The organism is Chitinophaga sp. RAB17 (assembly GCF_052114225.1).
Lineage (GTDB): Bacteria > Bacteroidota > Bacteroidia > Chitinophagales > Chitinophagaceae > Chitinophaga.
The window spans coordinates 479,418-493,763 of record NZ_JBFREI010000002.1; the positions used below are offsets into that span (position 1 = coordinate 479,418).

The window sequence follows — 14,346 nt, forward strand, 5'->3', positions numbered from 1 at the left end:
GAAAGCTTATGCTTTCTGCTTTTTCGTACATTTACTTCCTTAATATGATAATTGGTATGGTCAACCCGTTAAATCGTCCTGTTCGTGTATTGGTAGCTAAAGTGGGCCTTGATGGCCATGATCGCGGAGCAAAAGTAATTGCGGCGGCACTGCGGGATGCCGGCATGGAAGTAATATATACCGGCCTGCGTCAAACCCCCGAAATGGTGGTAAATGCCGCCCTGCAGGAAGATGTGGATGCCATTGGGATCAGTATCCTCTCCGGCGCCCATATGACCGTATTTCCCAAGATTATTGCCCAGATGAAGGAAAAAGGGCTGAATGACGTGCTGTTGACCGGGGGGGGGATTATCCCGGATGAAGATATGGCAACCCTCCAGGAAATGGGGGTGGGTAAACTCTTCCCTCCGGGTACCAATACCAAAGATATTTCCGAGTATATCACCAGCTGGGTAGCCGCTCACAGAAATTTTTAAAAATATTTCGGGATCGCCGTAACATTTCTTTAACCGGGTCGTCTTCAGATTAGTAATCCACCAAATCTAAAAAACCACAACCCGTATTATGAATTATAAGTTACTCCCGCTTTCCCTGGTACTGTTGCTGATTGGTTGTAGCGTGTTTGCACAGGATAAGAAAGATTCAGTCAGCACAGCTGCCACTGATACCACGATAGAGAAAACAGTAGAAAAAACAACTGCCTTTACTCTTATTTTTGGCAAATATCCCAAGCACCGGGAAGGGGTATACGTTACCCACGGCGGAGAAGGCCCGTTGCTGTCTTTTGGCTCCATGAAAGACAATGGAGAACATGTCCGTAATATTCCGCGTTTTACGATCTTTTTTAATGTAGGCAGTAATTTCAATAAAGATTTCTCCAAAAACTTCGGCATTTTCACAGGCCTCAATCTTAAAAATATAGGGCTGATCTCCAAACCCGCCGATTCCCTGAAACTGAAACAACGGGTATATACTGTTGGCGTTCCGCTGGGTATTAAGATTGGCGATGTAACCGGAGGCAGCTTCTTCTTTTTTGCCGGCGGTGAAATTGATCTGGCCATTAATTATAAAGAAAAACAATTTGTGGATGGCGATAAGGTCCATAAATTCAACGAATGGTTCAGCGACCGTACACCACTGCTGATGCCTTCTCTTTTTGCCGGAATCAGGGTGAACCCGGGTTTCGGACTGAAAGTACAGTACTATCCCCAGAACTTTTTTAACCAGGACTTCAAAACAAAAGATAAAGGGGGCAACACCGTTTATCCCTATAAAAACCTGGAAGCAAACCTGATTTTTGTAACATTGGGATATAATTTTAGTGGCATCAATTATTTTAAAGTAAAGAAGAAAAGACACTATATGAAGATGAAAAGTGGCAAAGCAGAGTTTGAAGTAAACTATTAAGATAGATAAACGTTATTTTCAACTAACCGAAACTAATTAATAATTAGTTTCGGTTTTTTTTGTTTTGTCGACGCCAATATCACCAAAATGGAAACCATATGAAACGAAGTCTTATCTTTTTAGCCACGCTATTATTGTGCTATGATGCCGCACAAGCCCAGTTTGAAATAGGTGTATCCGGTGGATACAATAAAAACTACCTGCAAACGAGCAGCGGGTACCGGGCCTTTACTAAGTACGATGCATTAAGTGGTTTTGTAGTGGGGATTCCCATACAATATCATTTCAATGACTGGCTGGCCATTCAGGCCGACCCCTCCTACATTCAGAAGAATTATGAGCAAAGCCGGAATCATTTTTTTGACGGGATTTACCAGAAGAGTACCAACACTTACATCCAACTGCCCGTCATGGCCCATTTTTCTTTTGGTGGCAAAAAGCTGAAAGGCTTTTTCAATGCGGGTGGATATGGCGCTTATTGGGCCGGTGGCCGGATAAAAGGCGCGATGGCCAATGTGTTTAACAATGCGCCGGATCTTCCGGATAATCAGCAGGTCTACAATTTTTTTCAGTTCGACAAGGCCTATAATTATAACGAGAAATATACCTTCGACAGTCGCCGCGACCGCCGGATGGAATTTGGCCTGGTGGCCGGTGCAGGTATAGAATACCTGTTACAACAGAAATATCGTTTTTTTGCGGAAGCCCGCTACTATTACGGCTTATCTGATCAGCAAAAAAATTACATGATCAACCAGATCCCCCGGTACAACGACACCTATGTCATTCAGGCAGGATGTCTCTTCAACATCAAAAATATCTTCCATTCTTCCCAGGCCTCCGCTGCTGAATAATTTTTTGCTAACCTTTAATAATAATAAGATGAACCATCTTCATAAATATATGATTGCCCTCATTGTGCTGTTCTCTGTGGCTGCTTGTCGTAAAGAGATTCCACAAATAAATGATCCTTCAAACACCATCTCCGGCAACTTTAGTGAGGTATTCGATTCCTATTGGAATGGCATGAATAATAACTATGTGTTCTGGGATATTGACACGGTGAATTGGGACAATGTGTACAAACAATATAAACCCTTGTTTGCAAAGCTGAATTTGTATGACTCTGTGGATGTAAGAAAAGGATATACTTATTTTAAGCAGATGACTGCCGGGTTGGTGGATTCGCACTACGATCTTACTTTCAATGACTCCTGGCTTGCAGATTCTGCCAGCATCAATCCGGCTTACCAACGTAAATTGGCCAGCCCGGATTATCATGATCCCATCAGCATCTTTAATTTTTATAACGACATTCCTCAAAATTATCTTGATGCGGGCTCCAGAAAAGGTTTTACCAATACAGGTGATGGCAGGCAGTTTGTGGCCGTATCTGGTACTATTAATCAGAATACCTTGTATTTCTTTTGCAATGGATTTAGGCTGAAAGAGCTGTATAATACAGATACCACTAATGGTGTAAAAAGAGTATTGCAGTATTTCTTTGATAAACTACAGAGCACTGCTAACATCAAAGGTGTCATTATTGATGTGCGGGGTAATGGTGGCGGCGCTTTGGCCGATCTTGATTTTTTAGTGGGAAGAATGATAGATAAGCAACTGGATTTCGGCACTACCCGTTCCAAGCAAGGCAATGGCCGCCTGGACTATTCTCCCTGGGCGCCGGCTTTTGTAACTCCGCAGGCAGGGGCACGCAATATTACCGGACCTATAGTTGTGTTGGCGGATGCCTGGTCGGTAAGTATGGCGGAAATGACTACCATGGCTGTAAAGGCCCTCCCTAACGGACATTTTGTGGGAGAGCGTACCTGGGGGGCCAATGGCCCGCTGATCAATAACATATATTTCAACGGCGGACAGTTTAAAACAGATTATATCCAGCTGGCATATACCTCTTCCCTGATGCTGAAATACCGCGATGGTAAAATATACGAAGGCATCGGATTCCCTCCGGATGTAGAAGTGAAATATGATAAGGCAGCCCTGGACAGAGGGCAGGATAAGCAGCTGGAGGCGGCTATCGGGCTGATTCGTTAGGTTATTGAATATTGCTTAATATTGAGCAACTAAAAATTCGGCCATGTATCAAACGTTAAGCACACAACTGGAGAATAATATCCTGACGATTACGATCAACCGCCCGGAAAAAATGAATGCACTCAACCAGCAGGTGCTGGCCGAGCTGGCATTGGTGGTAGACGAAATTTATGGTAACAGGGACATCAAAGGAGCTGTTATTACCGGTTCAGGAGAAAAAGCTTTTGTAGCGGGCGCAGATATCAGTGAGTTTCTTACTTTATCAGATAAACAAGGAGAAGAGCTGGCGAAGAAAGGCCATGTGATTTTTCAACGGATAGAAAGCTGCCCTAAGCCCATCATAGCTGCGGTAAACGGTTTCGCCCTGGGTGGTGGTTGTGAACTGGCAATGGCCTGTCATTTCCGTATAGCCAGCGAAAATGCAAAATTCGGGCAGCCGGAAGTAAACCTCGGCCTGATTCCCGGTTACGGTGGTACTCAGCGCCTTACACAGCTCATTGGCAAAGGCAAAGCGCTGGAACTGATGATGACGGGTGACATGATTACCGCAGCAGAAGCACTGGCCTGGGGCCTCGTTAACCATGTGGTAAAGCTCGAAGAATTGCTGCCCAAAGCCATTTCCATCTTACAAAAAATACAAACAAAAGCGCCACTGGCCATTGCCCGCGTGATTAAATGCGCCAATGCCGCACTGGACAAAAATCAGGACGGATTTGAACTTGAACTGAAGGAATTCGGGGCCTGCTTTGCCACGAAGGATTTACAGGAGGGCGCCGCAGCCTTTATCCAGAAAAGACAAGCGAATTTTAAAGGAGAATAGCTTGCTGCCCTATCCGTAAAGCCGTACTTTTGTACCCTTAAAAGTTTAAGTCATGGAATTCAGAATAGAGAAAGACACAATGGGCGAGGTGAAAGTGCCTGTAAATGCCTATTATGGCGCTCAAACACAGCGCTCCATTGAAAATTTCAAGATCGCCCAGGATATCAACAAAATGCCGAAAGAAATTATCAAGGCATTTGCTTATCTGAAGAAAGCGGCTGCCATCACTAACGTGGAAGCGGGTGTGCTGCCGAAAGAAAAAAGTGATCTGATTGGTCAGGTATGCGATGAAATCCTGGAAGGTAAACTGGACGACCAGTTTCCACTGGTAGTTTGGCAAACCGGTTCTGGTACACAGTCCAACATGAACGTGAACGAAGTGGTAGCTTACCGCGCGCACGTATTACATGGTGGTCAGCTGACAGACAAAGATAAATTCGTTCATCCCAATGATGATGTGAATAAATCGCAGTCTTCCAACGATACCTTCCCTACTGCCATGCACATTGCTGCTTATAAAATGCTGCAGGAAGTAACTATTCCCGGTATTACAAAGCTGCGCGATACCCTCGCTAAAAAAGCGGAAGCATTTAAAAACGTAGTGAAAATTGGTCGTACCCACTTTATGGATGCTACCCCGCTTACACTCGGTCAGGAAATCAGCGGCTATGTAGCACAGCTGAATCATGGCTTAAAAGCGATCAACAATTCACTGGCTCACCTGAGTGAACTGGCATTGGGCGGCACTGCAGTTGGTACTGGTATCAACACGCCTAAAGGATACTCTGAAAACGTGGCAAAAAATATAGCCCTGTTAACCGGACTTCCTTTTATCACCGCTGAAAATAAATTTGAAGCGCTCGCAGCACATGATGCTATCGTAGAAGCACATGGCGCACTGAAAATGGTAGCTGTAAGTTTAATGAAGATAGCCAACGATATCCGTATGCTGAGCTCCGGCCCACGCGCAGGTATCGGCGAAATTCACATCCCTGACAATGAGCCTGGTTCTTCTATCATGCCAGGTAAAGTAAACCCTACCCAGTGCGAAGCACTCACCATGATTGCTGCACAGGTAATGGGTAACGATGTGACCATCAGCATTGGCGGTTCTAACGGACACTTCGAACTGAACGTGTTTAAACCAGTGATGATCTTCAACTTCCTGCATTCTGCCCGCCTGATCGGTGATGGTTGCGTAAGCTTCAACGACAAATGCGCTGAAGGTATCGAACCTATTGAAGCCAACATCAAAAAACATGTGGAAAATTCCCTCATGCTGGTAACTGCATTGAACACCAAAATCGGTTACTATAAAGCAGCTGAAATTGCGCAGAAAGCCCATAAGGAAGGAACTACCCTCAAAGAAATGGCCGTGAAACTGGGTTATGTAACCCCGGCTGAATTTGATGAATGGGTAGTGCCCGCTCACATGGTAGGAGAAATAAAGTGAGCTATTAGCCTTTAGCTATTAGCTTTTAGTGAAATGCAGCGAGGATTAGAAGTATATAAACTACTTTTATCCCGCTGCATTTTTATTTTGTGCTAACGACTAATAGCTAAAACCTAACAGCTAATCATGATGGATATTCTTTTTTATAGTGCCCAGGCTTACGATATAAATTATTTCAATCAGGCTAATCAGCAGGGATCGCATCGTTTTCGTTTCCTGGATGCCCCGCTGAATGAGGATAATACAGCACTGATAAAGGAAGAACAGGCAATCTGCATATTTGTAAATGATAAAGCAGATGCCACTGTCATCCATATATTGCAAGAGAAAGGTGTAAAATTAATAGCCCTGCGTTGCGCCGGCTTTAATAATGTAGACCTCAAAGCCGCTGCATCAGCCGGTATTAAAGTGGTACGGGTACCCGCTTATTCACCACATGCAGTGGCAGAACATGCGGTAACCTTACTGCTGGCACTCAACCGGAAAATATATAAATCGTATAACCGTGTACGTGATGGTAACTTTACGCTGAACGGACTGGAAGGATTTGATCTCTTTGGCAAAACTATCGGGGTAATAGGTACCGGTAATATAGGCGCCGTATTTTGCCGCATAATGCAGGGCTTTGGCTGCAAAGTATATGCTCATGATATTTACGAACAACCAGCCTTGCAGGAAGCAGGTGTGGAATATGTATCTATGGCCACTGTTTTTTCGAAGGCAGATGTGATATCACTACATTGCCCGCTGTTGGAAAGCACCCGCCATATTGTGAATGCACATACCATTGCTACCATGAAACCCGGTGTGGTATTGATTAATACCAGTCGTGGCGGATTGATTGACACGAAGGCAGTAGTGGAAGCACTCAAAAACGGGCATATTGGGGCATTGGGAATAGATGTATATGAACAGGAAGAACACCTGTTTTTTCAGAATTTTTCCGGCAGTATTATCCAGGATGATGTGCTGTCAAGATTAACCACTTTCCCCAATGTAGTGGTAACTGCCCACCAGGGATTTTTTACGAAAGAAGCATTAACACAGATTGCAGAGGTAACGTTAAACAATATACGTAGTTACGAAAAAGGAGAAGACCTCTTAAATGAGGTGAAGTAGCGTAGTAACGATAGTACGCAAACTCAGGATAATGATGAGGATACCTACCATGATCATGAGCGGTTTTCGTTTAGTTTTTCTTACCAGTATCGCTGCAAAAGGAGAGGCTATTACGCCGCCAATCACCAGACCTACAATTACCTGCCAGCTGGAGATGCCTGTAAATATCAGGAAAGTTGCTGCACTGGAAAGGGAGATGAAAAACTCAGCAGCATTCACAGAGCCAATGGTATAATGTACGGTACGGCCCTTGCTCAATAAGGTAGAGGTAACAATGGGCCCCCAGCCTCCGCCGCCAATAGCATCCATAAATCCACCCACAAAAGCCAGCGGTCCCAATCTTTTTGTTTTGCTTTTCCGCTTGTTTTTCTGGATGCCTTTTCGGATGACGATAATGCCCAGTACGAGTAAATAAGCGCTGATAAAGGGTTTTATCACATCACCGTCTATCTTGTCGGATAAGAGATAAGCGCCTGTAATGGCGCCAATCATGCCCGGAATCAACAGGCATAAGAAAAGTTTCTTGTTCACATTGCCCAGCTTGAAATGAGCAAACCCCGATGCCCCTGTGGTAAATACTTCAGCTACATGTACGCTGGCGCTGCTCACAGAAGGAGATACACCCAAGCCCAGCAACAGGGAAGAGGATGTTGCCCCGTAAGCCATGCCCAATGCACCATCTACCAGTTGTGCACATAAGCCAACAATAATATAAAACAACAACTCTGTTGTAAACAACGATTCAATGAACTGGTATATTTTGCCCTGAACAGCTGTGGGCGCCTGGAATCGATACAGCACCACCAATGCAATGACCACGATCAGCGATATGCCGGCAATCTGCCACCATTTGTAGGAGGACTGCTGCTTTGCTGTTACTGTGCCTGCTACGGCTGTAGATCGTGTAGTCATATCAGTTACATTGAGAGGTGAAGAAAACAGCGATGCAGATGGAATACCTGCATCGCTGAAATAATTATCTGTTAATCTTCTTGAAAACATTGTCATACGTTACCGTTAAGTAGTACAGTCCGCCGATAGTGGGACCACCTACATACTGGAAGTATTTGGAGTTCAGGATGTTGGAGGCACCCAGTTTAAAGGAGGTGTTGATCTTTGGTACGCGATAGGTGATCTGCGCATCCACCGTGTTGTAGGCAGGTACGTCGCCGTTGCCAAAAAGGTTCTGCCAGTAGAACGTATTCTGCCAGTGCCATACCACGTTAAAACCAATGTTCTTCACTACGTTACGATTACCCAGGCTCACGTTGGTAAACCAATCAGGCGTATTAAAACCAGGAATCAACGCATCGTCTTTGGTTTTGTCCTGTGCCAGTTTATTGTAGTTGGCGTTACCACTTACGGTGTAGCCTTTATAGATATCGTAGGTAACCGCCAGTGCAAAACCGTAGTTGTTTACGGTAGATTTACTATTTGTCCAAACGCGGTAGCGGTCTTGTTGTGCCTTGTCGAGCATCTGGTTCAGTACTGTCTGATCAGGTGTGTTTACGTTACCGGTTTTGGGTACCACTGCTTCTATTTGTCCGATGAAATGTTTGTAGGAGCTATAGTAACCGTCCAGATCCACAAATAATTTGTTGTCCAGCAGTACGGCTTTATAGCCTGCTTCAAATGAAGTAATCTGTTCAGGAACGATAGGATCCAGGTTAGCAACTTTCAGTATGCCGGCATTTTTTGCAGCAGCAGCATCTTTGGAGATGTGTTCCGCATTGATGGTTTTATTAACCGCTACGCCAAACGCATCTACTGTGCTGGTGAGGAAGGAGTTTTTGAAATAACCAAGTCCTTCTTCAATGAAAGCAAGACCGCCTACACGTCTAACCTGGCCGTTGTTTACGAAGGAGTAAGCTTCAAACAGGGAAGGGAAGCGGAATCCATTCTGCCAGGAAATGCGGAAGTTGTGTTTGTCTTTAATGCTGTAAACCGCAGCAATACGAGGGTTTATTTTACCATCGAACTGCTCATTTTTATCGTAGCGCAGGGAGCCGGTGAGCTTCAGTGCATCGTTGAAAAATGTTTTGCTGATTTGTGCAAAGCCACCATATTTTCCGTACCAGATATTTTTGCCACCTGGTGTGTTACGTTTATCAGCAGGACGGGAAAAATCTACGAAGTTGTTACCATCCGGGATAATTTCGTAGGTGCGGTAATCGGCGCCTACCAGTACATCGGCGAAGTGGATGTATTTACGCAGGTTCCAGGTACCTTCTGTATGGTAGAAACGGCTCTTTTGTAAGAGTGCGGCACCACCGCTGGTGTTGTTGGGATCTTTGGAAGTAGGGTAAATATCCCAGTCGTTGATGCTTTTAATTTTAGCTACCTGCGCATCAAAGGCAGGGGTACCTGGTGTCCATCTGCCGGCATCCGCAAAGGCGCGGGCCGCCTGATGGGCTGCAACGAGGTCAGAACCAGCTGTCAGCGCGTTGTTTAAGCCGGAGGTATAATCTGCCAGCCATTTTTTATCTGGTTTGAAAGATTTTTCCAGGTTATCCGCCAGCGGGTTCATGTTGTAAGAGTCTCCGGTATTTTCAATGGAGATATAGGATCTTACGGTGAAGTCCGGGTGTACCAGTTCCAGTTTTGCATTTTGTACGGTCACGCCTCTCAGGCCGATACGGTTACCACGTTGGAAAAATCCGTCCATTTCACCATAACGGTAGGAAGCAGATAACTCCAGTTTACGGGGTAAGCGGAAGTTAAAAGAGAAGTCGGCCTTTTTATTTTTTACGGTGAAATCACCTACTATATCTTTCTCCCAGTAGCCGGTGCGGTGTACGTTGTAGGCGCGTCCGTCTTTGTCGATTACCTGGAGGTTGGAGTTGTCCCCGTATTTATTCCATGCATCGTTAGCGATGTTGTTAGCGCCGCTTAGTTGCGGGAAATCAGGGTTGGCTTTTGATTGCGGGGAAAAGTCACTGTGGTTGTCTGCATACCAGTCGGTGCCCTGCATGTAGCTCAGGTTCACTTTCCAGGCAAACCAGGAAGAATAGGACTGTGCGTAACGTACAGCCGTTTCCGTGAGTAATTTGGCGCCCCCGTTGTCACCTACATGGTTTACGGCTACTTTCTGGTATACACTCACCCCCTGGTATTGGAAGGGGTTTTTGGTGATGAGGTTAGACATACCATTAATAGCGTTCATACCGTATAGGGCAGAAGATGCACCGGGTGTTACTTCTACGCTGGAAATATCCAGCTCCGTGGGTCCGATGGCGTTACCCAGGGGTACACCCAGTGTGGCTGCCTGGTTGTCCACACCATCTACCAGCTGCATAAAGCGGAAGTTGTTGGGAACGTTGAAACCACGGGTATTGAATACTTTAAAAGTCAGACCTGCAGTAGTCATTTGTACACCTTTCAGGTTGCCGAGGGCATCATAAAAGGTAGAAGACGGCGTTTCTTTCAGGGCCCGGATGTCCAGCTTTTCGATGGCTACCGGGGAGCGGAGCAGCTTTTCCTGCTGACGGGAGGCAGATACAACTACTTCATTTACCAGCAGTGATTGCGTATATAACTGGATGGCCAGTTTGCTGCTGCTGCTTTTTACATCAAATTCCTGGGGTTGATAGCCTATCAGCCTGAATACAAGTTTCAGGGGAAATTTGGCGTTGGTAGTTACTTCAAAATGGCCATTGGCATCTGTTTGTGAGCCAAAAGAGGTGCCTTTAATCTGAACAGATGCGCCGGGAAGGGCGTTGCCATGGTCATCTGTAATAGTGCCCTGAATTACATAGGAGCCATTGAGCTGTGCCTGTACTAGTACCGGACTGAATACCAATATTGCAAAAAGGTATTTTGCCAGTATAGGTAAGAACTTTTGCATAGTGTTGTCAACATTATAGATTCTGGAAAGATAAAATTGATAAGGGGACGTAAACCGTTGTCGTGCCTCAACATCGGGTAATACCAGCTTGTTTTGTAAAAGTTATTATCATATAGTCTATAGAATTAGTAGACAAATATAGTCCGGGTATTTTTCATTTCAAAGCAAATGGGCGTATTTATTGGAAAATTGCAGTGGGGATGATTGTAAACACGCCGCAGCAGGCGCTTTAACCCATTGGGAATGAGGACGTACCGGGCTGGGGGCCGGGCCGGAAATTTTTTGGGCGGGAGAGGAAAGGAATCATTTGAAGAGGTGATGATTGGGAATAATGGCTTGTCTCCAAAAAGAAAGCGTCCGCCAATGGCGAACGCTTCTCCCTATAAATATTTATAAAAAAAGTTAAGCTACATGATCCTTTGCCACCGGCTGCTCTATCTCTTTAGGCTGCATATGTTTGCCGAAAAAGCGTTTCTGGAACAACAGGATAGCCACTACACCAGTGGAAATAGCCGCATCTGCTACGTTGAATACAGGACGGAAAAACACGAAATAATCGCCTCCTTTGAAGGGTAACCACTTGGGTAAATAGCCTTCATAGATGGGAAAATACAGCATATCCACTACCCTACCGTGTAAAAAACTGCCATAGCCACCACCGGAAGGCATAAACTTAGCTACTTCGTAACCTACGCTGTCGTTGAAGATCAAACCGTAAAACATACTGTCTATCAGGTTACCGGCTGCACCAGCCAGAATCAGGGAACCGCAGATCAGCAGGCCTGTACTGTACTTTTCTTTAATAAGTTTCTTCATGTACACGAACCCTACCACTACCGCTACCAGGCGGAACATGGTAAGCAGAATCTTGCCAAAGTCGCCTCCAAACTTAAGCCCATAGGCCATTCCTTCGTTCTCAATAAAATGGATCCGGAACCAATTAGGGAAAATCACAAATTCCTGCTGCATAAACATATGCGTTTTGATCCAGAACTTCAGGGTCTGGTCAATGGCGAGGATCAGGATAACGATAAATACTACGTGACGATATTTCAACTGATATTAGAATTTTATCAAAAATAATAGTTTATTTCAAAGTCGAAGCCTGCAATATCATTATTCCTGGAAATATACCCTTTTTACCCGCTGTGAAATTCCTGTTAATATTTCATAGGGAATGGTTTCAGCCCAGGCGGAGAGCTCCTGTACGGACAAATCCTGGCCAAAAACAATCGCTTCATCCCCTTCTTCCACATCCGGAATATGTGTTACATCCAGCATCAGCATATCCATGGCTACTACGCCTACTACAGGCGCCAGTTTGCCCCGTACCAGCATTTTGCCTAGGCCCTTGCCCAATCTTCTTGGATAACCATCAGCATAGCCGATACGCACGGTAGCCGTAACGGATGGACCTTTGGCCACCCAGGTGGCGCCATAACCCACAGCATCGCCGGCATCCAGGTGCTTTAACTGCGCTACGGTGGTTTTCAGGGTACTCACATTACGGAGCTGATCCTGTATACCATTGCTGCTGTCGATACCATACATGCCGATGCCTAACCGTACCATATCCAGCTGTAAATCAGGATGGCGGGTGATAGCAGCACTATTGGAAATATGACGGATCACGGCATAACCCAGCGCTTTCTGCAATTCATGGCTCATATCATAAAACAACCGGCCCTGCTGCTGTGTGAACGCATCCTTCTCCGGATCTTCGCTCGCGGCCAGGTGGCTGAATATGGATTGTACTTTCATTAACGGGGTGGCCGTCAGTATTTGCGCCAGTTCTGCAATTTCACTCTTCACAAAGCCCAGTCTGTGCATACCCGTGTCCAGTTTAATATGAACAGGGAAATCTGTTTTGCCTGCTGCGGTCACTTCTTCCATAAACTGCAGTAATATCTGCATGGAATAAATTTCCGGTTCCAGGTTCCAGTGAAGAATGGCATCAAAACTGGCGGGTTCAGGATTCATCACCATAATAGGCATGGTAATACCTGCTCTCCTTAACTCCACACCTTCATCCGCATAGGCTACCGCAAGGTAGTCAACGCCATGAAACTGCAGGAGGTTGGCTATCTCAAAACTACCGCTGCCATAGGAAAATGCTTTCACCATGGCCATTAATTTGGTATTAGGCTTTAACAGCGACTGATACAGCTTTACATTATGTGATATAGCGGTGAGGTTAATCTCCAGGATAGTCTGATGCGCTTTCTGTTCCAGCAGTTTGCCGATACGTTCAAACTGAAATATGCGGGAACCCTTTACCAGTATGGTTTCATTCTGGAAGTCGTCCGCATTAAACTGTTGTATATATTCATCAGTAGTCGTAAAGAACTGTGTTTTCAGTCCTTCTATCTGCTGAAAGCTTTTCTTTTCACGGCCAATGTTTTTACCAATGGCAAGTAATTTATTGATGCCTTTTTTCTGTAACAGATCCGCTACTTCTTCATAGAGAGTAGCATCGCTCTTGCCACTTTGCAGGATATCGCTGAGGATAACAGTGCGGGTAGCGTGCTGCTGCTGCTGTTGGAGGAAGTCCAGGGCAATGGTTAAAGAACCCAGATCCAGGCTGTAGCTGTCGTTGATAACAGAGCAGTTATTAATACCCTGTTTCAGTTCCAGTCGCATAGCGATGTTGCTCAACTGATCCATCCGCTGTTGTATCACTGTTTCTTCCTTGCCCAGGTAGAGCATCAATGCGGCACAGTGAATGGCATTTTCAATAGAGCCTTCATCTACAAAAGGAATGGTGAAATGAAGTGGCTCCTGCTTGTAGAGGGCATCTATGCGGGTATGATTATCCTTTTTATCTACACTGATCACGCGCAGGTCGGCATCTGTTTTCCTGGACCAGGAGAATAATTCAGGGCCACCTTCCTGGTTTTCCTTTTTACCTACCTGGTTATGAAAGGCCAGCACACACTCATTCAGGGCAAGATAATCTTTGCAGTAAATGAGGATATCGCTTTTGGCAAATAATACCAGCTTCTCATTGATCTTCTGCCGGATATTTAAAAATCCTTCACTGTGGGCTTCACCGATGTTGGTGAAAATGCCGATAGTAGGCCGGATAATCTTTTCCAGGTTCACCATTTCACCGGGTTGTGAAATGCCCGCTTCAAAGATAGCCAGCTGGTGTTCCGGCTTCATTTGCCATACAGACAAGGGTACGCCGATCTGGGAGTTATAACTTTTGGGACTGCGTACGATGTTGTAATCCTTTTCCAGCAACTGGTACAGCCATTCCTTCACAATGGTTTTTCCATTGCTGCCGGTAATACCAATAACAGGGATATGAAAATGGTGACGGTGAAAGGCCACCAGTGCGTGCAGGGCTTGTAATGTATCTTTTACCAGGATGAAAGTGGCTTTCGGATATTTTTCCAGTGGCACAGGTTCGCTCACAATAAAATTACTCACCCCCTTGCGGTACAATTCTTCAATGTATTGATGCGCATTGCGCCGTGGGCTAACCAAAGAAATGAACAGAGATGTTTCGGGGAAGCTGAGCTTCCTGCTGTCCAATAAAAGATGGTCAATTTCAGAAAATCCGGTCTCTTGCAACAATTCCCCTTTCAAAGTCTTGTTGATGCTTGCTGCGTTATACACGTTTATCAGGTTTGAATAATCACT

11 protein-coding genes are annotated in these 14,346 nt (G+C 45.2%); 7 read left to right on the forward strand and 4 right to left on the reverse strand.

Annotated elements, in window-relative coordinates; translation table 11 throughout:
- The first annotated feature begins 56 nt into the window (after positions 1–56).
- The 7 genes from AB4Z08_RS08005 (at position 57) to AB4Z08_RS08035 (ending at position 6,857) form a co-directional block, all read left to right on the forward strand.
- Complete coding sequence (locus AB4Z08_RS08005; protein WP_441573203.1) at positions 57–476, forward strand: cobalamin B12-binding domain-containing protein; 420 nt, start codon at positions 57–59, stop codon at positions 474–476.
- Between the two features lie 88 nt (positions 477–564).
- Positions 565–1,407, forward strand: coding sequence for a hypothetical protein (locus tag AB4Z08_RS08010; protein ID WP_441573204.1), 843 nt, complete (start codon positions 565–567; stop codon positions 1,405–1,407).
- A gap of 98 nt (positions 1,408–1,505) precedes the next feature.
- Positions 1,506–2,261: a porin family protein gene (locus AB4Z08_RS08015; RefSeq protein WP_441573205.1), complete on the forward strand. Its 756-nt coding sequence runs from the start codon at positions 1,506–1,508 to the stop codon at positions 2,259–2,261.
- A 28-nt stretch (positions 2,262–2,289) separates the two neighbouring features.
- Positions 2,290–3,465, forward strand: coding sequence for a S41 family peptidase (locus tag AB4Z08_RS08020; RefSeq protein WP_441573206.1), 1,176 nt, complete (start codon positions 2,290–2,292; stop codon positions 3,463–3,465).
- A 43-nt stretch (positions 3,466–3,508) separates the two neighbouring features.
- Entirely contained in the window at positions 3,509–4,285 is a 777-nt protein-coding gene (locus AB4Z08_RS08025) for an enoyl-CoA hydratase/isomerase family protein (RefSeq protein WP_441573207.1), read from the forward strand.
- 52 nt (positions 4,286–4,337) lie between these two features.
- Positions 4,338–5,738: a class II fumarate hydratase gene (fumC, locus tag AB4Z08_RS08030; RefSeq protein WP_441573208.1), complete on the forward strand. Its 1,401-nt coding sequence runs from the start codon at positions 4,338–4,340 to the stop codon at positions 5,736–5,738.
- Positions 5,739–5,864: 126 nt separating this feature from the next.
- Positions 5,865–6,857 carry a 2-hydroxyacid dehydrogenase gene (locus tag AB4Z08_RS08035; RefSeq protein ID WP_441573209.1) on the forward strand — a complete coding sequence of 331 codons (993 nt, stop codon included), beginning with the start codon at positions 5,865–5,867 and terminating at the stop codon, positions 6,855–6,857.
- On the opposite strand, the gene AB4Z08_RS08040 is transcribed toward AB4Z08_RS08035, so the two are convergent.
- The 4 genes from AB4Z08_RS08040 to AB4Z08_RS08055 all read right to left on the reverse strand — a co-directional run bounded on the left by AB4Z08_RS08040 (position 6,840) and on the right by AB4Z08_RS08055 (position 14,322).
- A complete protein-coding gene (locus AB4Z08_RS08040; protein WP_441573210.1) occupies positions 6,840–7,865 on the reverse strand; it encodes a sulfite exporter TauE/SafE family protein in 1,026 nt (341 codons plus the stop codon). The genes AB4Z08_RS08035 and AB4Z08_RS08040 overlap by 18 nt on opposite strands.
- Positions 7,834–10,701, reverse strand: coding sequence for a TonB-dependent receptor (locus tag AB4Z08_RS08045; protein ID WP_441573211.1), 2,868 nt, complete (start codon positions 10,699–10,701; stop codon positions 7,834–7,836). The genes AB4Z08_RS08040 and AB4Z08_RS08045 overlap by 32 nt, the downstream gene beginning before the upstream one ends.
- A gap of 402 nt (positions 10,702–11,103) precedes the next feature.
- Entirely contained in the window at positions 11,104–11,757 is a 654-nt protein-coding gene (locus tag AB4Z08_RS08050; protein ID WP_441573212.1) for a lipoprotein signal peptidase, read from the reverse strand.
- A 60-nt stretch (positions 11,758–11,817) separates the two neighbouring features.
- Positions 11,818–14,322, reverse strand: a complete 2,505-nt coding sequence (locus AB4Z08_RS08055) for a bifunctional UDP-N-acetylmuramoyl-tripeptide:D-alanyl-D-alanine ligase/alanine racemase (protein ID WP_441573213.1) — start codon at positions 14,320–14,322, stop codon at positions 11,818–11,820.
- Between the last annotated feature and the right edge of the window lie 24 nt (positions 14,323–14,346).

Excerpts from the sequence above, each read along its gene's own strand:
- AB4Z08_RS08015 (WP_441573205.1), top strand. The coding sequence starts at position 1,506 with ATGAAACGAAGTCTTATCTTTTTAGCCACGCTATTATTGTGCTATGAT.
- AB4Z08_RS08025 (WP_441573207.1), top strand. The coding sequence starts at position 3,509 with ATGTATCAAACGTTAAGCACACAACTGGAGAATAATATCCTGACGATT.
- AB4Z08_RS08010 (WP_441573204.1), top strand. The coding sequence starts at position 565 with ATGAATTATAAGTTACTCCCGCTTTCCCTGGTACTGTTGCTGATTGGT.
- AB4Z08_RS08035 (WP_441573209.1), top strand. The coding sequence starts at position 5,865 with ATGATGGATATTCTTTTTTATAGTGCCCAGGCTTACGATATAAATTAT.
- AB4Z08_RS08005 (WP_441573203.1), top strand. The coding sequence starts at position 57 with ATGGTCAACCCGTTAAATCGTCCTGTTCGTGTATTGGTAGCTAAAGTG.
- AB4Z08_RS08045 (WP_441573211.1), bottom strand. The coding sequence starts at position 10,701 with ATGCAAAAGTTCTTACCTATACTGGCAAAATACCTTTTTGCAATATTG.
- fumC (WP_441573208.1), top strand. The coding sequence starts at position 4,338 with ATGGAATTCAGAATAGAGAAAGACACAATGGGCGAGGTGAAAGTGCCT.
- AB4Z08_RS08020 (WP_441573206.1), top strand. The coding sequence starts at position 2,290 with ATGAACCATCTTCATAAATATATGATTGCCCTCATTGTGCTGTTCTCT.
- AB4Z08_RS08040 (WP_441573210.1), bottom strand. The coding sequence starts at position 7,865 with ATGACAATGTTTTCAAGAAGATTAACAGATAATTATTTCAGCGATGCA.